Here is a 20044-nt window from a genome sequence, read left to right as displayed (position 1 = left end):
GGGAAGCTCTAAAAGCGGAACTTGCTCATCTGGACGAACAGGCAAAGGCGGCGGAGCAGACGGCTCGAGACGCTGGTCGTCCGGTTCTTACCGCAGCGCTCGAGCGGGTTAAAATTGCAGCAATCGACAAAGCGGATGCCCGGGCAATCGCGACGGCTATTTCGAAACACGGCGGCAAAGCGGTGGCAAGCCAGCTTGCGTCGCTTGGCTAGGCTTCCCGATCCACCATCCAGACGAGAAGCCGGCGTTGGCCTAGCATCCAGATTAAGGCAGCCTCATCGGAAGCCTCAACCCTTGATTCTGACCGCTCTCCTTGTCGACGAATATGACGCCGCGCTCTCCGTCTTCGCTCAGAAGCTTGGCTTCGAACCGCGTGAAGATACCATGCTGACTGATGACAAGCGGTGGGTGGTGGTCGCGCCGCATGGTGCGGCGAACGGACTGTTACTAACGCGAGCTGTTGGCGACCGGCAACGTGAGGCGATCGGCGATCAAAGCGGCGGTCGCGTGTCCCTGTTTCTCGAAACAGACGACTTTGCCCGTGACTACCTCGCTTACACGCAGCGGGACCTCCGTTTTGTCGAAGCGGCTCGCCATGAACCATATGGCACGGTGGCGGTCTTCGAAGACCTCTACGGAAACCGATGGGATTTGATCGAACCTAGCGTGGGCAAAGGATGACCCTCGATACGCCATTCTAGGCGGTAAGGGCATTGGCTGGGATCGAACGCGGCGGTCCCCAATCTTGGCAGCCACGGCCTGTCTGGGTGTTGCGCCGACGGAGGCTGACGGCCGGTGCTCGCTTCAGCGCGGCCGAACAGGATATCCGAAAGCATATTGACGGCGCCAGATCAGTCTGCCCCCCTCCCCTGCAGGCCGACCATAGATTGCGCAGTGTTGGCGGCCGGGGCTCTCCCGTGCGCCGCTGCACGCGGGCGCCGCTCGTATGGTGTTTCGGGCGCCGTCTCGGTTCTGCCAAGCGGGGTATCACGCCCTATCCATTCGATCGTGCGACCGCCTTTAACGAGATTCTGCGGCGCGCGGGCGGTCAACCAGGATTGCGTTGCGTCGCCGCGCGGACGGCCATGCAAGGCCCCTGCCCTACCTATTGACTAGCGCCATCGATCTCGCGTTCGTAAAGCAAAAGCGCCGCATCAGCGACGACGTCGGCGAGCACGCGTTTGCGTGCCGGGTCCGCGTCACGAAGAGCATAGAGTCTCGCAGCGGTCTCGGGATCTACCCTCACGTTGATCGCGATATTGCGATTGCCGGTTACGCGTGGCGGCCGTTGGAATGTCCCGGCTTGGGGACGGTCTTGAGGCACGGGCGCCGCGACAGGCGGGGCAGCTACAGCTGGGACAGCCGGACGCGACGGAAAGCCCGCCCCGTCGCTTATCTCGCGTAGCTTGGCTGGATCCTTGTTCGGGGGCGTATCATCGAACTCCGAGAGATCGAGCCGGGACCGGGTCATGCTGCCTCCTTCACGGCACGCGCCTTACGCAGCCTTACGATCACCGCTGCCGCATAGGCCTCGGCGTTCTCGAGCGCTGCCTTCATGTTACCGACGCCTTTGTCGTTGATGGTGCGAAGCGTTCCACCAGCGGCGAACATCGCGCGATAGGCCTCGCGATTGTAGATCATGACCGGAAGGACTGGAATCTCAGCATCGTTGAACTGCTCCGCGATGTCCTTCTGATTGTTCGAGCGCAGCGCCGGCGGGATTTGGCTGAACAGGATCGCATAATCGATCTCGGTCCTGGTGCCGCGCGCCGTCTGCTTGACGAGCTTGATAGCGCGAGCAGCCTGGGTGGCATCCAGATGCGACCCCTTGCAAGGAATGATCACCAGATCGCTTTGCGCGATTGCGAACGTGACGGTCGCGGTCGCCGCGCCTTCGAGGTCAACGAGTGTGAAGCGCGCCTCCGACGCGCCCCTCTCGATTTCATCGATGATCGCGTTTTCGTCGCGGCACCCGACGACAGTTATCGCATCCGGTCGTCCCGGTAACTGGCCCCAGTCGACCAGCGGAAGGTTCGGGTCGGCATCGATCAGGCGTACGGTACCCCCCGCCTCCGCCAACTCTCCGGCGAGCAACAATGTCGCGGTGGTCTTGCCCACCCCGCCTTTCGGCGACACGAAGCTGATGACTGGCATGCTGCTCTCCCGTTGCGGCCAGGTTGCTACCATGTAGCGGCCAGCGTTCATGGAGCTGCTATATCGCAACCTAGCAGCTAGCGTCTAGCGACTTTGACGCAATCAGACAGCGAGCGGCTTGCGGTAAGATTGCGATTTGCTCGCAACTAGACCGCGAGCTGGTAGCAAGCCGCTCGCGAGCCTATTGCAGCCTAGAAGCGACGATGTTGCGGCTTGAAGGCGACGTGCTAGCGATTTGGTTGGTAGCTGGTTGCTGCTTGCTACCAAACAGCAATACGCACCCTTGCGATACCGTCGAGACGTGGCTGTAAAGGCGCGAGAGGCAAGGCCACCAACCGTGTATGAACATGCTACGTCATAGCTACCGGGTTGCTACCCGAACGCAACCGACGATCAGGTCGCTACAATGTCGCTAGCTCGTTGCTACCAAGCAGCTACAAGACAAAGGAACAATTCCCCTCAGGTCGCGTGTCGCCAAAGCAATTGATGAATCCGCAGTGCCAAGCCACAAATCGACAAGAGATTGAGACGCCGAACGCGACAAACGCGACAAACGCGATCGGCGTTCGCCAAAGCGCAAAATGGCGAAATCGATCGTGAAGTACCCACGGCCCGATCTCGTTCGACACGACCTGCACCACACCGGATATAACGGCGCTCAAAACGAAGACCCGATCCTCTAATCGGGCGGCCGAGGCCGCCCGGACGATGTTCATTCCTCCCAGAGCGGCTTGAGCTTGCGGGTCCGCTTTACTGCGGGGAGGGGTGCCCGCTCGGGCATCCCGTGTGCTGCGATCTCCGCTTGGATGCTTGCAAGTTCAGCGAGCCATGCCTGGGTGCGTGCGGTTTGGACGTGCATGTGAACCTCCGTCTGTTCGTTGAGACGGATGCCGACTGACGATCGGGTGGGGTCAGGGTCACAGGACCGCGCAGCGGCCGCGCAAGCGGGGCGTGGGGGTGCCGATTTTGTCGTGGTCGAAGCGAAGCGAAGGCCGCGTCAAAATTGGGGGAACCGCGCATCCTTGACGCTGGCTCCGCCCGGTCGTCACGATGGACAGAGTCGACGACAGAGCCCTTCCGACGTTTGTAGGGCAGGGGAGGCGCCGACCCACGCGACGGTCTTGCCTCCCACACGCACCAGTCACCCTTCCCGGACAACCGTCGATGTCCGGATAGCGAGCGTCAGCTGGTCTCAATCAAATTTTTGCGGCAAGTCGCGGGCGTTGATGCCTCGATCTTACAAGAGAACGTCATGATGGACGCCACCAGCGAAGTCGATCTCGCGTTTCCGTCGAGCGCGCTCGGCTGTGCTCATCGCGGAGCGTTGAGTGGGGAGGGGGGCCTCGACATTCGTGATCCGATCCTTTCGGCAGAACGAGAGCCCCGGCGCTATCGCGCCGGGGCGGTGCGTCATCGTTCGTCGACGCGCATGATCGTGAGGATGCGCGTGGTCTTGAAGGGATCCGCTGGATCCTCCGAACCTGCGGTCACATCGTGATTGTAGTAGTCGATCTTCCAGTAGCAATCGGTGCCCTCGAACAGGAACCGGCCCAGGTCGTGCTCGCCGTAGGGGTCGATTGCGTCGTCGAAGGCATCAAAGTCGCGAACGGCACGGAGCAGCTCCGCCCGCTTTCGGAAATTTCGGAAAAGAGTGACGTCGCCGATCAGGTCTGCGATCCCGCTGGTCATCGCGACACGGTTGTTGCCCGGGGCGGTGAGATGCTCGCGCAGCCAGTCGTTGAGGCGGGCGATCTCCGCTGCGCCACCCTTGGCGTGGTTCGATTGGGGCGTTTGCTCGGCCATGATGGTCTCCTGCCATTGACCCCGACGATCGGGGCTTTTCGACAGGCGACAGGACGGCCGGGGCATAGGTCGCTCGCGCACCCATAGGGTCGAAACGGAGTGGAGAAGCCCGCTGGCTGGCTTGCGCGGGGGAGCGCCCCGGCCAGGACGTACGAGCCCGAAATGCCGCGCGGATCGTCGACACGGGGAGACTTCACGCCGAGGCTGATGCTGGACGACCACGCCGATCGCGGCGTATCGTGCGATCATGGAAACGGCTGCCAACATCGTTGCCCTGTGGCCCCGCTGGATGAACAGCGCTGGCGATATGCTCCGGATGAAGGCGTTGGTCCGGACTCGCTGCTGCAAATGCGGGACTCTGATGCGGGCCGAACTGGAAGACATCGTGGCACGCCACGGCTCCGATTATTCGCTGGTCGACAAGCTGGAGCGCTGCCGGATGGTCGAGTGCGAAGGGTCTACCTTCTATCTGGCGTCGCGAACCTATGGCCGCGACTGGGTAACGCTACTGCGCGACCCGCGACTGATGAAGGTGTTCGAAGAACTGCCGCCTGTCCGGACGGCATGGAGCTGATTGCCCGCGCCTGGAAGCGGTAGGGTCTGACTTTGGATCCGCACCAATGACGTGCGTAAAAGAAGCAGATGCCTCGCATACCGGTGCCCTAACGATGCTTGCGCAGCAGGGCCGGGGCGGGCTCGATGCCCGCTCCGGCGCCTTCACGGTTGACGAGCGGAGAGGGGAGGGGGGCCTAAGCCCCCCGGGAGGCTCAGGCGTAAGGGTCGTACTCGTTGACGATCGTGAGCGAGTTGTCGTGATCTTCAGCGGTGATGACGGCATATCCCGTGCCGACGGCGATGACCATGGTTGCCACCATCAAGGTTCTTGCGAGGCCCATGGCGTTTTTGCGGGCGATCCAGATATCGTTGAACATGTCCGAGGCTCCTGTGAAGCCGGCGGGGTTCATCCCCGCTCGACAGGCGCCCGACAGGACGGGGAAGGGCCGCGATCACTTTTTTCCGGCACGGAAAAAAGCCGTAGCGAAGCGCCCGGACCCCTTGCGGGTTGATCGTACAAGGCCCTGAGCCGGCCCAAGGATTGCGCCTCAAGAGCGGGGTGAAGCCCGCCTGCCGGGAACGTCGTGCTCAGCGTTGGTTTGCCGGTAACGCGCCCCCTCGCAGGCGCGGTGGACACATGCCCAGTCCGTGCCCCCTCTCTGCGCTCCAATGTCGACGGGCGCAGTGCGCTGCTCGGCGGTGCAGCCCCCGCCGGGCCAGGATGGAAGAAAGGTGCCGCTTTCCGGAAAGACGTTTCCGCGCTGTGCGTCCGTCAGTCGATCGTAACCCGAACGGGCCGAGACCGGCTGCGGGCTCGGTGGAGCGAAGCGGAATAGAGCGACGGTCCCGGCTTCGCCGGGAGACGCCAACTCGTCTCGGGACACCAACACAGGCTACCCGGCTTCATGATAAGGCTTTAGACTGAATGGCGATCCCTACCGTCCCCGATACATTGGTAGTCGACGACGATCCGCTCATTCTCAGGCATGCGTGCGACATTCCGGAGGAAGCGGGTTTTCGCTTTCACGAAGCGGGAACGGGTGAAGAGGCCAAGACCTCCTGGGCGATCATACCGACGGTGCTACGCTCTTGTTCTCAGACGTGGCGATGCCGGGCGACAGCGACGGGTTCGCGCTTACCCATTACGTTGCCGAGCATTGGCCCTGGATCGAGATCGTGATCGCAAGCGGCAACGTGACGCCATGTCCGGGGGACATGCCCGACAAAGCGACGTGCATCGCCAAGCCTTTCGACGATCGTATGCTCCAGAAACGTCTCACAGAGACGCTGCCGGACAACAAGCAGCTCGAGCAGCTCGAGCAGCTCAAGCACGCGGTTTAGTTGTGTCTTCGTGAACTTGTGACCCTGCGGTCCTGATTGCCGGTGAACGCGAGAAGAGGCCCGGAGCGTCAGCTCCGGGCCCGTACTGCCTCCCTCAGAAGGGGACGTCATCGGCCTCATCGTCCTGCGTGGCGCCTTGGCGCTCCTGGCGGTTTTTGCCGTAGGAGAGGAAGGTCACTTCGTCGGCGATAATCTCGACACCGTAGCGCTCGATGTTCTGATCGTCGGTCCAGCGGGTGTAGTGGATGCGGCCCCGGACCATGACCTTCTGGCCCTTCTCGACATACTGCGCGACGGTCTTGCCGACGCCGTTGAAGCAGGTGATCCGGTGCCATTCGGTGTCCTCGACCCGGCGACCTTCGCCATCCTTCATGGTCTTGCCGTCCTGGTCGCGCTTGGGGCGCGAGGTGGCGAGGGAGAAGTTGGTGATCTTGGTGCCGCCCTGGGTGGTGCGGACTTCAGGCGTGGCGCCGACGTTGCCGGCGAGGATGACGAGGTTCTGCATTTCGAGGTTCCTTTTTGCTCGCCGGGGGGTCCGTCCCCTCGACTGAACACCAAAAAAGACGGCCAGGACGCCCTCTCCACCGGAAGCGCGAAGACGCGCAGGGAAACCCCGATCGAAGGGGTGGTGCGGGCAGCCGTGGCACACGGCAACTCGGCCCGAACGATCGCGGGTTGGAGGGGGTGGACGGCCGGATTAGGTCGTTCAGGAAAGAGAGGGGATGGACCGCCCGGCGGGCAGCGGACATAGAACCGGGAAACAGGACGCCCTTGTCGCGTTGCTCGTCGGCAGTGCCACTATGCCTCGATCCCGCTATCCGGGGCGGCTTGATACCCTTCCTCGCTGGTGCTCGCACCCTGCTCCAGTGGCTGTCGTGAAGGATGATGGTTGCCGCGTCGACCTTTGTGCCGCCTTTCGCCGTCACGGCGCGCGCGGACGTCGTGCGTGTCGAGATGACGATGGAAGGTTCGTGCTGCGCAGCGTCCCGCCCGGACTGCAGGAACCAAGCGCGGCTGACGTGCCTGCCGGCAGTGCATCCCACCTGGCACAACGCGGCGAAGCCGGAGGAGAGATCAACGTGGTGAGGCGGCATGCCGCCCGACCGAAAGGCACACGGCGAGGGGCAGACTCCGGCCTCGCCCCACGGAACCGCTCCGCGTCGGAATCGCGATGCGGGCGCGGTAAGCCCCCGTCAGTCGATCGTTACCCGAATGGGCCAAGACCGGCTAAGGGGCTCGGTGAAGCGAAGCGGAATAGCGCGCTGGTCGCGACACTATTGGCCCCGAACCTTTGCGAGCTTGCCCTTAGGAACCAGTCATCACCGCTCGGCTGTTCGCCCTGGGAAGCCTGCACGACCGATCATGACCTCGACAGCGCGATCCGCGTCGTCGTCATGCAGGCGGGGGCCGGAGCCGGCGACGGTGACGGTGACGAAAAGCCTCTTGCCGCTCGCGCGAGGAGCGCTGCGATTGTCCGTCATGACGACGTGGCAGGTATCGCCGTCAGACGAAGCGCGAAACGCGAAACGCGAAGCGACCGCAATACGCAGCCGTCTGTTACGGGTTGGGCGAGGCCTCGGTTTGCTCCCAGATGGGGTGGAAGTGAGTGGAATCTGCGGGGAGGCGGCAAAGGGCGAGGCCGCTGGCTTTGCCAGCGGCCTCGCCGAAGCTCAGGCGACCTCTCGGTCGCGCTGAGCGTTCTGTGCTGCGGGCGGGGTCCCCAGCGGACCGCGACGATCGACCACGCGGATGCCGGCCTTCTTGGCGTCGATGACCAGACGCTCGGTCACGCCGTTACCCTGGAAGGCGATGACGTAGCGGGGCTTCAGCGAGAGCATCTGCTCGTTGCGACGGAAGCCGGCACGATCACCCAGCTTGCGATCGAGACCGAAGCGGACTTGCTGGATGCCGTTTTGCTCCGCCCACGACGCCGCGATGCGCTCGATCCCCTTCATGTCGCCGCCATGGACGAGATACATGTCGCCGACGCGCTCCCGAACCGCATTGAGGGTGCGCAGCAGATTGTCGCCAAACGCCTTCATGTCCTCGTCGGTCCGGAAGGTCAGCCGTCCCCCGGCAAACACTACGGGCGTGCCCTGAGCCGTGTTGGCGTCGCGGACCCGCTCGCGGCGAGCCTGAAGGAAGGCGCGTCCGTCAACGATTGCCGACGTTACCCCGAGCGAAATGCGGTTGCCGGTCGACGGGATCCAGGACCGGCCGGTCTCGCGGATGTAGTGTGCCGCTGCGGTGTCGCGCATGTGCTCGTAGCAGGTGGCGCCTTCCTCGATCTTCTTGGCAAGGTCGATCTTGTCCTCGAGGTTGGCGGTGTTGATCTCCGAACCGTCCTGCTCGGCCAGGAGGAGCCTGATCTCATCGGTGAGACGGTCGATGGTCGCGTGCTTCTTCGCCGCGGCCCGGTGGAAGAGGTTGACCAGGCCCCAGCCCATCTCCTCGATGTCGCGCTCGAGCGACGTGTTCTGGAGGATTGCGAACAGGTCGCTCCAGATGGCGGTGGTAGTCTGCTCCAGTGCCTCGGTCGAGGGCGGGCACATGCCCGAAACCTCTTCGGCGCGGGGTTCGAGGTGTCCAAGCTCCAGGGCGGAGAGTGCGGCAGCGAGGGAAGTGGTCATGGGGTCAAGCCCTTCATCTGATCGAGGCCGGCGGCCTATCCGCCGGGTGCGCACCTCCTGGGCGGCCGAATAATAGACGCCCGCACCGGAGCGTAGCGGAGGGAAACCGCAAAAACCGGGGTGGTGCGGGCAGCCGCAAAGCGGCAACTCGGCCCGGATTTTTGCGGTTGCGGGGGTCTCGCGGCCGCCCATGTGCCGCATCTCTCTGGCGGAAGGCTGTCGGGCGTCAGGTGGCGTCGGGCGCAGACGTGACCACGCTTGCTGTTACGGTTGACGTGGGACTCAACCCGAACGTCGCGATGTCGTCGAGAAGCGCCTGCCACGTTGCACACAAGCGGACCATCGCCGCTGGGTTGATCCGTGGGCGCTCCATCGGCGCCGATCGCGTCGATCATGATGCGCAAGCTGTCGACCAGATCCTCGCTCCGGGTCGCGGTATAGCCCGCGCACGCCGTGGCTTGCGAGAACAGGCCCGGGACGGGCAGGGCGGAGGCAGCGCAGCCATCGAGGACAAGGCGATAAGGCGCAACGTCCGCACCTTCAGCGACAAGCGCTGACATAAGTGGGATGCTCCGTATTGAGGCTCTTCCACCCGTCGGTCGTATGCGACGCATCGACAAGCGGAGCGGCAGGCGCTGACGACGTCTTCCGCCTCGACCGTAATTTCCGCACGGTAATGGGCAGGGTATTCGAAAGGGGTCGGTGAAGGTCTTCATGAGACCGGACTTCTGAAGGTTGGCAAAATTGGAGACCCAAGCGGTTCGGGTCATTCGTAGCGGGGACGCTCGGCCGGAAAGGCGAGAGGGGGCCAGCCTTCGTGGGCGTGGGCCCCGAAGCGACCAGCGGAGAGGACGCTGCTGATCTCGCGAGCGTGATCGCCGACGTTCCAATCGCGATTGAGATGCGCCTGAAACTCCAGCGCCATCGTCCACCCGTGGTCCTCGTGACCTTCGGTAAAGGTGACGCCGAAGGCGGTCAGCGCCGGGTCTGTGCAGAGTTCGCCGGAATCGTAATACCAGCCACCTTCCTCGGGACCGCCATAGAGCTGCTGGGTGAGGTAAACGGCAACGCTGTGCATGGTGATGATCCTTTCTCGAGCATGAGCCCATGGCTCATCTGTCCAAAGGACGTCTCCCCTCCGGGAGACGGTTTCAGTCGATCACGCGCCAGCCAGCAGCGATCCAGCCCTGGCGATTGGGCGCATATTTCGCGGCGGATGCGAGGATGATCTTGCGGTACGCATCGACATCGATCGTGTGGGACGCAATCGCGGCCGCGTCAGCGGCGCGCGCGGGCCAGCATTGATCCGTCGTGAGCATCGCGACGGGAAACGCGGTCGATCCTTCGACGACGAATTGCTTGATGATCGGATTAGACATGGTGACGATCTCCGGCGAGCGCGTCGGCCGCGCGATGAAAGTCGTCGAGCCAGCGCCCCATCGGGACGCGTTGCTCGGGCGGAAGTGCTGCCTGTGCCGCCTGAAAATCGAGCAGCGCCAAGGGCGCGGTCTCGATGATGCGGTCGACTTCGGCAGGTGAGAGGAGGCCGCGTTCGCGGATGAACTCGGTGATGCTGCCGGGACGCGCCGTCGCACCGCGACGGCCAAGCACCGGCTCGCGCCACAGGCCCTCGACGTTGCGGAGCCGAGGCTTTGCTCGCGCCTCCATCAACACGATGATGCGCAGCTCCTCGGTCGAAAGCTCTAGAACCTCGTCGGGCTTGATGCTGCCGCAGAAGTAGCAGCTCGACTTGGGCGGGACGGGGAGGTCGGCGCGCGCGATGCGCGCTTCGCAGTCGGCGCGCGACCATTCCCATTCCCGCAAGGGATAGCGGTAGGCGTAGCGAGGATCCTCGCACCCTACCGCGTGATGGTAACGCTGCGTGTCGCGTCCCGAGGCGTCATAGCCGATCAGCTTTACGACGCGCCCGCCTGCGTCCTAGCAGCGGCGCGCTGGTTCCCACTGGGCGGTCCAGGCATCTTGCGGGGCCGCCTTCCATTTCTGGCTGCACGACCCCCCACCAAAGACCACGGAGGGCAGGGTGGCGTTGGTCAGCATGTTCTCGGCAATGCCCGCATAGGGCGGCCAGTGTTTGAAGTTGCGGGGCTGGTAGCGGACGATCTCGGACGCGATGCCGCGGTCTGCCATCCAGGCCCGGAACACGGGGATGAACGCATAGGTCGCCGATTTCTCGGCGCCGGGATCGGCGAAGAGAACCATGTCGAGGGGCTCGCCGCGTTCGGCGAGCTCCACGATCATAGCGGTGGAATCGACACCGGCACCCCAGGCGGCGATGACGGGTGGGCGGTCAGCCACTGGGCGCGTCCCGCACGACGATCGCTGCATGAACGATGCGGTAGGCGCGCTTGCGAAACGCCGGGATGCGGCAGATCGCGCGGCTTTCCAGGTCACGGAACAGCGGAGTCTTGCCCTTGGGATTCGCGACCACCTCGAAGCGGGTGCGGTCGCTGCCGTCGCTGAAGCGCATGGGCTCATCGAAGATGATGGTCTGCCCGGGCTTCGGGGTCGGCTTGGCCCGGTCGAGCTTCTTCGCGAGCAGGCTGGCGCGACACCGCGCGCGCCAGGCCAGGGCATATTCGCTGTCCGTAGCGGTCAGCTCGTCGAGGATCGCGGCTGGGCACTCGCTCTCGTTCGGCCCGACCGTTTCATCCATGTCCTTATAGCCGAATGTGCATCCGTCGCGCGCGCCGGTGCTGGTCTTGGTGAGGCAGACGATGCCGAACACGATCCGTTCGACGTCGTCCGCGAGGCGTTCGCAAGCGGCGTAATAGGTCGATCCGACCATCGCGGACGCCAGCACGGTCAGGCGGTGCGTGTCGCGCTGGTAGGTGAACTGGTTGTCGAGATACGAGCGCGCGGAGGCGTGGCCGCCCATATCGCGCATGAAGAGCCAACCCATGATAAGTCTCCGGTGACGTGAGGATCAGGCGGCAGCGGCGAGGCACGGAGCGCCAACGTCGCCAACCGTCGCGGTGAGCCGGCGCTGGAACGTGGCTGCATCCAGCAGCTCGGCGATCGGTGCGCGTTGAACGGGGCCGGCGTGTTCGCCGCCCCGGCAGCGGTTGAAGGTGACTTCACTGTCGGGGAGGAAGTTGTACGGCCGCACCCGGATCGATACGTCCGCGTGGCGCAGCTCGGTCGTTCCATCGTCACCAATTCCGCCCATGTCGGTATCGATACGGACGTCATGGGCCTCGATGCCGATGGCCTCGGCGAGCGAAGCGAGCGCGAGGCGTGCCTGTCGATGGAAGGTCCGTTTCGCCACGGCGTCGCCGGCGACGCTGTTACCGGCGATGTCGAGCAGCGCGGATCCGGAGATGACGCTGTTGCGGTCTTCCGCACAGCGCAGGCGCAGTTCGTTGGTGCTGGGCGCACCACGTTCGGCGACGGACGCCAGGTTGCGGATCAGCAGCAGGATCGACGCATCGCGGTCGATCGGCTTGCCGGCACGCCGGCAGTCGTCGACGCCAGCGTTCAGGGCGTGGAGCGCTGCGGGCAGGGTGCCGAGCGCCTCGGGAGAAAGCCCCTCGTTGTGGCGGTAGTGGGTTTCGTAGAACATTACCGAACCTCCTGAGCGCCAGGGCGCGCTCAAAAGGCCGAAGGCTTCCTCTCCTCTGTTCGGTTAGAGGAGCGACATAGGTCGCGGAGTGCAGAGGTCGGTTTTCCGTGGGCCGATGGCTGTAGCTGCAGCTGCGGGCGCCCCCGCTTTTCTCGAAAAGGATGGTAAATCGGGAAAGCTTCTCACCCTCGACCACTATCGGCTAGGCATGGGGACATGAAAGTCCGTCCTACAGCCCGTTCCCTTCGCCAGCCCTTGCTGACCACGCTGACGCTTGTCGGCTTCGCTAGCTTGGCGGTCCCCGTGTACGCTGAAGGACCTACGCCGCCAAAGGCCGGTCGGGTCGTCGCGATCACCTTCGATGACCTCCCCTATGCCAATGACGGATCGACCGTCTCTCCCGACGCGGCTATTGCAGCACAGCGCAACATTGTCAGCGCGCTACGGCGCGCTCGCGTTCCTGCAACCGGCTTCGTCAACGAGGACAAGGTGAAGGCACTTGGGCCTGTCGGTCCTCGCCTGCTTGCGGATTGGAACAAGAGCCTCCTAGCCCTTGGCAATCATGGCTACAGCCATTTCGACAGCAACAACCTCGACGTTGCTGGGATCGAGAAGGAGGTCGTGAAGGGAGAAGCAACCATCCGGCCACTGGCGGCATCACGCGACCGCTCCATCCCGTTCTTCCGCTTCCCCTACAACCATGTTGGCGACACCGAGGCCAAGCGGCTCACAATCGAAAAGCTTCTCGCCAGTCATGGCTACAAGCTGGCTGCATCGACAATCGACACCTCCGATTACCTGTTCAACAGTGCCTACGAACGCGCTTTCGCCAAACGCAACAAGACCATGATGCAGCGGGTCGAGCGTGCCTATCTCGACCATACCCGCGTCCAGATTACCTATTATGGAGAACTGGACCGCAAGGTTCTTGGCCGCGAGGTGCCGGCGATCATGCTTCTTCACGCTAACCGCTTGAATGCAGCGACAATCGAACCGCTACTCGGCCTGTTTCGTTTAGCCGGCTACGGGTTCGTTTCGCTTGGACAGGCACAAGCCGACCCGGCCTATTCCGCTATGCCTGCGGTCGCGACGAAATTCGGTCCCATGTGGGGGTATCGGTGGGCTCGGGAGCGACAGGTGAAGATTGACGGGCGGCTAGAGCAGGAGCCGCCAGCTTGGATCAGCGAATACGCCAGCCAAACGTCGTAGGGCTTCTGCGGCTTCCCTATTGGGATGGTTGAATGGGAATGCGCAGGTTTTCTCAAAATCCGTTGAGATCGTTGAAACAGGAAGGGTGGGGGGTGTTAGAGCCAACCGGTTTCACAGCAAAAACGTTGAGCTATCAGGGCTTTCTCTGCACGTTTTGCTGCTTCCAATCCTCATGCAGGAAGCCGGCGACGCGATAGCAAGCTGGACTGCCATTATTGGCAAGCGTGATGATCGTTTCGCCTGTCATTTCGTAGGTGCGTACGTCGACGCATTGCCCGTAGAGCATGCCTCCGTGACCCCAGCGGAGATCGCGCGCGAGATAACCTTTACCGTAGTCGGTGGCAAAGAAACCAAGACCAAAATACGTCAGTTTTGGCGTAGTCGCCTGTTCAAACAACGCGTGAGGGACGCCAAGCCGCCCTTGCCGCAGCGCCGTGACGAAGCGGAGAATGTCGCGTGCGGTGAACGACTGGCCGCCCGCAGGCCAGCCTCCATCCAGAGCAGCGAAGCAATTTGGCATCCGCTCGTCTGCCACGACAACATACCCAACCGCCTGACCCGGATCATCGGGACGACAGGCGTCGTTCGCATGTGCCGCGTCCATCCCGGCGGGTCGAAAGACATGGTCTGCAACGTAAGAGCGATAGCTCTGGCCGGAAAGCACCTCCACTATTCTGCCGAGCAGTGTCATGGTGTGGTTGCTGTAGTCCTGCTTCGTGCCGGGCGGAAACGTCGGTGCGCGCTTGCCGTATAGTGCGACCAGATCGGCGACGCTCGGTTCCTTCTCGCGCCACACCAGATCATCGGGGTAGAACAGGGCATCCGTTTCCCCAGCGCCAGCGCTATGCGTCAAAAGCTGATAGATGGTCGCTTTGCGCATCGCCACGTTGGGATAGTCTGGCAGCACATCGCCTAGCGTGGTTGCCAAAGTCAGCTTGCCCGCCGCGATCTGCTGTAGAATTGCGGTAGCGGCAAACATCTTCCCGGCAGAAGCGAGGTCGAAACGTGTTTCGACTTTGAGCGGGTCTTCGCGTTTCTCATCGCGTAAACCGTACGCGCGCTCGAATACCACCTTGTCGTCTCTTGCGACGAGAACAACGCCGGAGAACTGACCGGCAGCGGTCACGCCCTCCGTATACGCGTTCAGCCGCTCAAGGGCCTGTGGCGTCGCCGGTTCTTCAACATTTGCTCTTTGAGCGAGCGCTGGACAGGACAGCAGCGCTAGGCCGACGAGTGCAAATTTCGCGGCGCAAGTACGCACGGTGATCCCCCCAAGGCTTAGCTCACGCGATGGTATGCCGGTGGGCGACGCCGACGCAACCAAAACCCGAAGCGGATGGCTCACGTTGAACCCCCAGAATGTCGTCCCCAAGATTTCCCGCAAACGATGCTATTTCGAGAATGGTCGGGTTCAAAAGGCCGGCTGCTTGACCTCACTGAATCCCACGAAACGGTCTACACGCTACGCAATCATCAAGCGCTGACCACATCGCTTTGACAGTCTCGCGCTTTCCGCCGGCACAAGCGTAGCGAGCGTCGTTCAGACAGCTTGTTTCCTCTGATGTGAGGAGTCGCCCGAGTTTGCGCTCTTGAAAGGCGATGAACTTACCTGGGGTCATCCCCAATCTTATCATAGGTTTTCCATCAACTAGAACACAATGTTCAATGTTATAGTCAATTCAGACCGGTGGACTTCGATCGTTCGCTACGCCTCAACGAAGATTCTAGGCCCCTCTCGCCGAGCCGTCGGACGGTATGGCACCCATCCGAGCCATCATCGCGATTATCTCAACCTGTTGATATGGCTTGGGGAAAAACACTGCCCTATCCGGCAATTGTGCTGATACCGGAAATGGCTTTCCCGAAACGATGATGATGTCGATCGGTGGCCAGCGGTCCCGAATGCAGGCTGCAAGCTTAATGCCGTCGATGCCGTGAGGCATATCGATATCGGTGAAAACGATCCTGATGTCGGTCCGTTTCTCCAGGATCGAAACCGCCTCTGTCGCATTGGCGGCTTCAACGACGGAGTACCCGGCATCCTCCACCATATCGCTTGCAAACATGCGGAGCAGCGGTTCGTCTTCGACTACGAGAATGATAGACCGATCAGCAGGTGGTTCGTTCGACATCAAGGCTCCGCTTACGACGTTGCCAGATGCGCGATCGAGGCACGCATTTCAGCCTGGAGGCCGGAGGGTTCATAACGGACGTCGACGCCGCCTGTTCCAACCAGGCCCAGTCTAATAAGTCGCGATCCGAAGCCTTTACGCGTTGGCGGCGTCACCACTGGGCCGCCAATTTCACGCCAGCGAACGATGAGATCGTTCTTATCATTTTCGTCCAATACCTCCCAATCCAGCAGCACACCGCCGGTCGGGACCGACAGAGCGCCATATTTGCAGGCATTGGTCATTAATTCGTGAAAGAGGAGGGCTGTTGAGAGTGCAGCACGCGCACCTAGCAGTACCTTCGGGCCACTGACTGTCACCCGATCAGCAAAACCGAACGGCTTGAACGTCGCTTCGGCGACAACGCCGACATCGGCTTCGATCCACCCTTTCTGCATCAGGATGTCGTGTGCGGCGCTGAGCGCCACCAAGCGCTTCTCGAACGTCTCGATCGGCTCCCGATCAACCACCCCGCGTAACGTCTGGCTGGCGATTGCCTGAACCATGGCCAGCATGTTCTTCAGCCGGTGATTGATTTCACCGTTGACCGTTTCCTGATGCTGATCGAGCCGATGGCGGTAAACCCCGGCCTCCAGCCGGTCGGCCACGCTACGTAGGAACGCCAGTTCCTCGTTTGCCCAGCGACGCGGCATCGATGCGTTGACGATGAATACGGCAACCGTCTCGTCATGCTCCCTCACGGGCATGTTGACGAGCGCGCGAATGCCGACGTTCCTCATCAGGCTGGGATCGTCAGCGGTACGTGGGTCAGTATCGACATCCGAAATAACCAAGGGCAAACCGCTGGCAATTTCGTCTCTGATGCTGCCGTAATCCTCGAAGCGATGACGGCCAGCGATGCTGGTGACGCCCTCGGCCGTCCAGTCCGGTTCCACCTCGATTGTTTGGGTACTTTCGTCCACCAAGCCGAAGCCTGCGCGATCGACACTGAGCACCCGCCCGACGACTTCCGCGGTTTCCTGCGTCATGACGCTTACCGAGGAACTGCGACGGACGATCTCGGCGACCTCTACCAGTGCCTCTTGCAGCGCAGCCAACTTCTCGCTGGCGCGGGCAACGCGCCTGAGTTCGAGCTGGTCACTGACTTGGCGAGCCAGTGCCCCCAGCAGATCCTGTTGCGGTCGGGTAAGGCCGTCAGGCCGTGGCTGCGTATCGATCACGCACAGGCGTCCAACGACGGTGCCATCACGCAGGACCAGCGGTGCTCCGGCATAAAAGCGGAAGGCGCGCGGTCCGGTTACCAAGGGATTGTCGGCCGTCCGGGAGTCCTCGGCCAAATCCGGTATCTGCAACAGGGCAGGTTCGTCGATTTCCAGCTTACATACGGACTGGGTGATCGGCGTCTCACAAACATCGAGTCCGACCCGAGCCTTGAACCATTGGCGTTCGCCATCGAGCAAGCTGACAAGGGCAATCGGCGCGTCACAGGTTTGTGCAGCGATGTAGACGATATCGTCGAAAGCCTGCTCGGCGTCGGTATCCAGTATCTCAAGATCGAAGAGCGCAGCAGCGCGCTCACTGTCATCGTAGCGCGTCATTCTGCCCCCTTCCGTACCCCGTGCGCGCTATGCATCCATTTCTATTTGGTTACAAATTTTGGCGGTGACAGGTCCGTGAATCGACGCATGGCCGAGAAGCCCGCTGCGTTCCCAAAAAGGATCGAAAAAAGAGAACGTGACGGGGTTCTCGAAACTCATATGTGGTGATTAGACGGTACACGAAAGCGGGGGGTGCTAGGGCATGAAGACGATTGGCCTGATCGGAGGCATGAGCTGGGAAAGTTCTGCCGAATACTACCGCATTATCAATGAGGGCGTGCGAGACCGGCTTGGCCCGACAGCATCCGCCCGCTGCCTTCTATGGTCGTTCAATTTCGCGGAAATCGAGGATTTGCAGCACAAGGGCGATTGGCAGGGCCTGACGACGCAGATGGTCGATGCGGCACGACGCCTCGAAGCCGGTGGTGCGGACGTGCTGCTGATCTGCACCAACACCATGCACCGGATGGCCACCGACGTTCAGGCGGCTGTAGGTATCCCCCTGCTTCATATCGCTGATCCCACGGCCGAACGCATCAAGGCGGCCGGCCTCAAGAAGGTCGGACTGCTGGGCACTGCGTTCACGATGGAACACGCCTTCTACAAGGGAAGGCTCACCGATCAGCACGGCCTTAACGTCGTCGTCCCGGACGACGACGACCGCGCTACCGTTCATCGTATCATCTATGAGGAGTTGGTCGCTGGTAAGATCTTGCCGGCGTCGCGTGATGCTTACCGCGCGGTCATTGCCCGCCTCGTTGAGAGCGGAGCGGAGGCGGTGATCTTAGGATGCACCGAAATCATGCTGCTGGTTCGGCCGGAAGATAGTCAGGTACCGATCTTCGACACAACCGCCCTCCATGCGGCAGCGGCGATCGATATGGCTCTGGCAGGCTAACCGCGCGCTTCTCAAAAGGATGGTGAAGAGGGAAAGCTCACGGGTTCTCAAAACCGACATTTCGCGTGTTCTGAGAAGGATCGCTGTACGAGCTTAGTGTCACAACCGTTCAGTTTGGAGGCTAAGGTTTGTGCATCGCGAGCGGAACGATATGCGCCTGCTTTTAAGCCACGGTCGCCTAATGACCCGCTACTTCGAGATTGTGGCGCATCTGTCGTAGACCGCGGCGTATCCAGCTCTTCATCGTGCCGATCGGCACACAATGGCGTTCGGCAAGCTCCGCATAGGTAAAACCATGGAAAAACGCGTTCCGGATCGCGTTACCCTGATGACTTTCCAGCGCGGCGAGGCAGGCGAAAACCCCCCGCGATGCCTCATCGAGCAGCATTCCCGCTTCGGCATCAACCGTTGGGTCAGGCAAGTCGGGCGCGTCGTCGAGCGGCACGGCGGCCTGTCTTGTCTGACTGCGGCGCCAGTCGATTGCACGGTTTCGAGCGATGGTCGCCAGCCAGCTGATCGGACTGCCGAGACACGGCTCATACGTTCCAGCGCGCTTCCAGACGATCATGTAGACATCGTGCAGCACGTCCTCGGCAGCGGCGCGGTCCCCGCAAATGCGCAGGCATATACCAAACAGCTTGGCCGAAGTCAGAACGTACACCGTGCGGAACGCATCCTGCTCCCCCTGACCTGTTCGGGCCAACTGCTCGATCAGGTGCAGCCGCGCCTCGCTCGCGGCCGATTGCATCAGAACCGAGCCGGCCTTCGCTGAGAGAAATATGTCGGATGGAGAAGCCGAGGTTAGTCGCATCGATGTGCCCGCTGTAGCGCGTTGTATACAAGAGCAATTTGACGAATGCTCTGACGTTTGTGCCATTGCCCCCTCACGCGAACACAGGAGTGTGAAGCCATCAGCACAAAATTCCGGCATGTGCCGAGGGCGGCGTGGGAGCGCTTTTCTCCCGCACGTTTCAGTCGATCGTCATGGCCTTTGCGGGAACATCGCCGAGCGAACGCGGCTCGTGCATCGGGCACCCGTTGAATTCGCCGCGAAATTTTGCGGACGCTTCATAGGTCGGCTTGCGCGCCCGATTGACGCCCCCGATCGGCTGATGCGCAGCAAGGCCGTGCCATGGGCTGAACGCGATCGCCTTGTCCTGACCGTCGCTGGTTCCATGCTCCCAGCTGATCTGCGCAGGAACGGTAAGTCGGGCAATCGGGACAAACGGGCTTTTCTTCTCGTCCCAGATGACCGAAGCATCCTCGATCGGCATCTCTTCCGGGTCCGTGCAAAGCTGGACCCGCAGCTCCCAGACGCTGTCCTGCTCGATCAGCACCTCTCCCAGATCCTCGCGCAGGGCATCGGGGCGACCCGAGGTTTCGACCTTGTCACCCGTCAGCGCCGTCATGTTCGGCGACACCGGTGCCAGCGAGAGCTTGGCGATATAGTCGCCGTAGCGAAACGGCACCTGCGTGTAATAGGTCTCGCCCAACGGGTGAGTGTTCGGCGCACCGCCCAGCGTCTGGACCGTAGGGCTCTGGACCCCGATCGTTTCCAGTGCGGCGTCAACCACCTGCAACGTCGCCGACAGGGCCTTCTTCAGACCCTCGCCCGTATCAGTGGTTTTGGCCAGCATCTTCAGATTGGCGAGGAACGCCTTGGGCGTGGGGGCGGCAAAGGCAGGGCCGTTGACGAGAACGAAATCCTGCGTGCTGTCCGTCTCGGAACCCGGCAGGCGGTCGCCAGAAACGTCGAACAGTTTGATCGCTACGCCGCGCGGTACGCTGATGCTGTCGTCGAGAATATCGCCCGGCAATGTCGAGAACCGCATCAACACATCGTAGGAGCCCGACGTGGCGAAAAGCCCTTGTGCCAGCGGTGCCGCCAACCCGGGCAGGACTTCGATCCGGCCCTTTACGATCGCGTGCGCCTTGGCATGGACACCGCGCACGGCCGAACCATAATCCTTGGCAGTCTGCTCCTGAATGAGATGGAACTGCTCGTTCAGGCCCCTGATGGTTTCCCCCTCATCGGCCTCCGGCTTTTCGATAGCGGGCGTGTAACGGATCGCAGAATGGGAGATCGCGTCGGCCATGAGGATTCTTTCGCTGGAGATGCGCCCGGAATGCATTGCAGGTTGGGT

22 protein-coding genes and 1 pseudogene are annotated in these 20044 nt (G+C 62.1%); 7 read left to right on the top strand and 16 right to left on the bottom strand.

Translation table 11 applies throughout. The features are described from left to right. Window positions 1-212: hypothetical protein (locus L8G49_RS19895; protein WP_242187642.1), on the top strand; the 212-nt coding region annotated here is incomplete at its 5' end. 82 nt (window positions 213-294) lie between these two features. Continuing rightward, the gene (locus L8G49_RS19890) at window positions 295-681 is read left to right on the top strand and encodes a VOC family protein (RefSeq protein ID WP_242187641.1); all 387 of its coding nucleotides are present in this window, start codon (window positions 295-297) and stop codon (window positions 679-681) included. Window positions 682-1467: 786 nt separating this feature from the next. Here the strand turns inward: L8G49_RS19890 and L8G49_RS19885 are convergent. Both L8G49_RS19885 and L8G49_RS19880 read right to left on the bottom strand, forming a co-directional pair. Then, a complete protein-coding gene (locus L8G49_RS19885) occupies window positions 1468-2154 on the bottom strand; it encodes a ParA family protein (protein WP_242187640.1) in 687 nt (228 codons plus the stop codon). Window positions 2155-3564: 1410 nt separating this feature from the next. Next, window positions 3565-3957: a DUF3768 domain-containing protein gene (locus L8G49_RS19880; protein WP_242187639.1), complete on the bottom strand. Its 393-nt coding sequence runs from the start codon at window positions 3955-3957 to the stop codon at window positions 3565-3567. A gap of 247 nt (window positions 3958-4204) precedes the next feature. On the opposite strand from L8G49_RS19880, the gene L8G49_RS19875 reads away from it, so the two are divergent. Then, window positions 4205-4531 (top strand): hypothetical protein, encoded by a 327-nt coding sequence (locus L8G49_RS19875; RefSeq protein ID WP_242187629.1) that lies wholly within the window; start codon window positions 4205-4207, stop codon window positions 4529-4531. 193 nt (window positions 4532-4724) lie between these two features. Here the strand turns inward: L8G49_RS19875 and L8G49_RS19870 are convergent, their stop codons facing one another. Further along, window positions 4725-4889 carry a hypothetical protein gene (locus tag L8G49_RS19870; protein WP_189677868.1) on the bottom strand — a complete coding sequence of 55 codons (165 nt, stop codon included), beginning with the start codon at window positions 4887-4889 and terminating at the stop codon, window positions 4725-4727. 712 nt (window positions 4890-5601) lie between these two features. Here L8G49_RS19870 and L8G49_RS19865 point away from each other — a divergent pair. Continuing rightward, window positions 5602-5853: a response regulator gene (locus tag L8G49_RS19865; protein WP_242187627.1), complete on the top strand. Its 252-nt coding sequence runs from the start codon at window positions 5602-5604 to the stop codon at window positions 5851-5853. Between the two features lie 94 nt (window positions 5854-5947). On the opposite strand, the gene L8G49_RS19860 is transcribed toward L8G49_RS19865, so the two are convergent. The 3 genes from L8G49_RS19860 to L8G49_RS19850 form a co-directional block, all read right to left on the bottom strand. Further along, the gene (locus tag L8G49_RS19860; RefSeq protein ID WP_242187625.1) at window positions 5948-6358 is read right to left on the bottom strand and encodes a single-stranded DNA-binding protein; all 411 of its coding nucleotides are present in this window, start codon (window positions 6356-6358) and stop codon (window positions 5948-5950) included. An 814-nt stretch (window positions 6359-7172) separates the two neighbouring features. Beyond that, window positions 7173-7334 carry a hypothetical protein gene (locus L8G49_RS19855; RefSeq protein ID WP_242187624.1) on the bottom strand — a complete coding sequence of 54 codons (162 nt, stop codon included), beginning with the start codon at window positions 7332-7334 and terminating at the stop codon, window positions 7173-7175. Between the two features lie 189 nt (window positions 7335-7523). Continuing rightward, window positions 7524-8483 (bottom strand): DUF2493 domain-containing protein, encoded by a 960-nt coding sequence (locus L8G49_RS19850; protein ID WP_242187647.1) that lies wholly within the window; start codon window positions 8481-8483, stop codon window positions 7524-7526. A 248-nt stretch (window positions 8484-8731) separates the two neighbouring features. Between L8G49_RS19850 and L8G49_RS19845 the strand changes: the two genes are divergently transcribed. After that, window positions 8732-9040, top strand: a complete 309-nt coding sequence (locus L8G49_RS19845) for a hypothetical protein (protein ID WP_242187622.1) — start codon at window positions 8732-8734, stop codon at window positions 9038-9040. Window positions 9041-9249: 209 nt separating this feature from the next. Here L8G49_RS19845 and L8G49_RS19840 read toward each other — a convergent pair whose 3' ends face one another. From L8G49_RS19840 to L8G49_RS19820, 5 genes and pseudogenes are all read right to left on the bottom strand, one after another. Then, on the bottom strand, window positions 9250-9561 hold the full coding sequence (locus L8G49_RS19840; RefSeq protein ID WP_242187620.1) for a hypothetical protein: 312 nt from the start codon (window positions 9559-9561) through the stop codon (window positions 9250-9252). Window positions 9562-9634: 73 nt separating this feature from the next. Further along, window positions 9635-9862, bottom strand: a complete 228-nt coding sequence (locus L8G49_RS19835; protein WP_242187616.1) for a hypothetical protein — start codon at window positions 9860-9862, stop codon at window positions 9635-9637. Beyond that, a pseudogene (locus tag L8G49_RS19830) lies at window positions 9855-10829 on the bottom strand (hypothetical protein). Before L8G49_RS19830 ends, L8G49_RS19835 begins: the two are co-directional and overlap by 8 nt. Further along, the gene (locus L8G49_RS19825; RefSeq protein WP_242187615.1) at window positions 10792-11403 is read right to left on the bottom strand and encodes a hypothetical protein; all 612 of its coding nucleotides are present in this window, start codon (window positions 11401-11403) and stop codon (window positions 10792-10794) included. Before L8G49_RS19825 ends, L8G49_RS19830 begins: the two are co-directional and overlap by 38 nt. Window positions 11404-11427: 24 nt before the next feature. Continuing rightward, entirely contained in the window at window positions 11428-12063 is a 636-nt protein-coding gene (locus L8G49_RS19820; RefSeq protein ID WP_242187614.1) for a hypothetical protein, read from the bottom strand. Window positions 12064-12318: 255 nt separating this feature from the next. Here L8G49_RS19820 and L8G49_RS19815 point away from each other — a divergent pair, with 255 nt between their 5' ends. After that, complete coding sequence (locus tag L8G49_RS19815; RefSeq protein ID WP_242187613.1) at window positions 12319-13272, top strand: polysaccharide deacetylase family protein; 954 nt, start codon at window positions 12319-12321, stop codon at window positions 13270-13272. A gap of 133 nt (window positions 13273-13405) precedes the next feature. Here L8G49_RS19815 and L8G49_RS19810 read toward each other — a convergent pair whose 3' ends face one another. The 3 genes from L8G49_RS19810 to L8G49_RS19800 form a co-directional block, all read right to left on the bottom strand. Next, window positions 13406-14617 (bottom strand): serine hydrolase domain-containing protein, encoded by a 1212-nt coding sequence (locus L8G49_RS19810; protein WP_242187611.1) that lies wholly within the window; start codon window positions 14615-14617, stop codon window positions 13406-13408. Between the two features lie 379 nt (window positions 14618-14996). Next, a complete protein-coding gene (locus L8G49_RS19805; protein WP_242187609.1) occupies window positions 14997-15404 on the bottom strand; it encodes a response regulator in 408 nt (135 codons plus the stop codon). 11 nt (window positions 15405-15415) lie between these two features. Then, entirely contained in the window at window positions 15416-17002 is a 1587-nt protein-coding gene (locus tag L8G49_RS19800) for a GAF domain-containing protein (protein ID WP_242187603.1), read from the bottom strand. 202 nt (window positions 17003-17204) lie between these two features. Here L8G49_RS19800 and L8G49_RS19795 point away from each other — a divergent pair, with 202 nt between their 5' ends. Beyond that, a complete protein-coding gene (locus tag L8G49_RS19795; RefSeq protein WP_242187596.1) occupies window positions 17205-17900 on the top strand; it encodes an aspartate/glutamate racemase family protein in 696 nt (231 codons plus the stop codon). A gap of 178 nt (window positions 17901-18078) precedes the next feature. Here L8G49_RS19795 and L8G49_RS19790 read toward each other — a convergent pair whose 3' ends face one another. Both L8G49_RS19790 and L8G49_RS19785 read right to left on the bottom strand, forming a co-directional pair. Continuing rightward, entirely contained in the window at window positions 18079-18711 is a 633-nt protein-coding gene (locus L8G49_RS19790; protein ID WP_347272087.1) for a sigma-70 family RNA polymerase sigma factor, read from the bottom strand. 160 nt (window positions 18712-18871) lie between these two features. Continuing rightward, window positions 18872-19996, bottom strand: coding sequence for a catalase family protein (locus L8G49_RS19785; protein ID WP_242187594.1), 1125 nt, complete (start codon window positions 19994-19996; stop codon window positions 18872-18874). Between the last annotated feature and the right edge of the window lie 48 nt (window positions 19997-20044).

Origin of the sequence: Sphingomonas sp. CARO-RG-8B-R24-01 (assembly GCF_022662295.1) — a bacterium.
GTDB lineage: Bacteria > Pseudomonadota > Alphaproteobacteria > Sphingomonadales > Sphingomonadaceae > Sphingomonas.
This window is presented reverse-complemented; position numbering and strand designations above follow the sequence as displayed.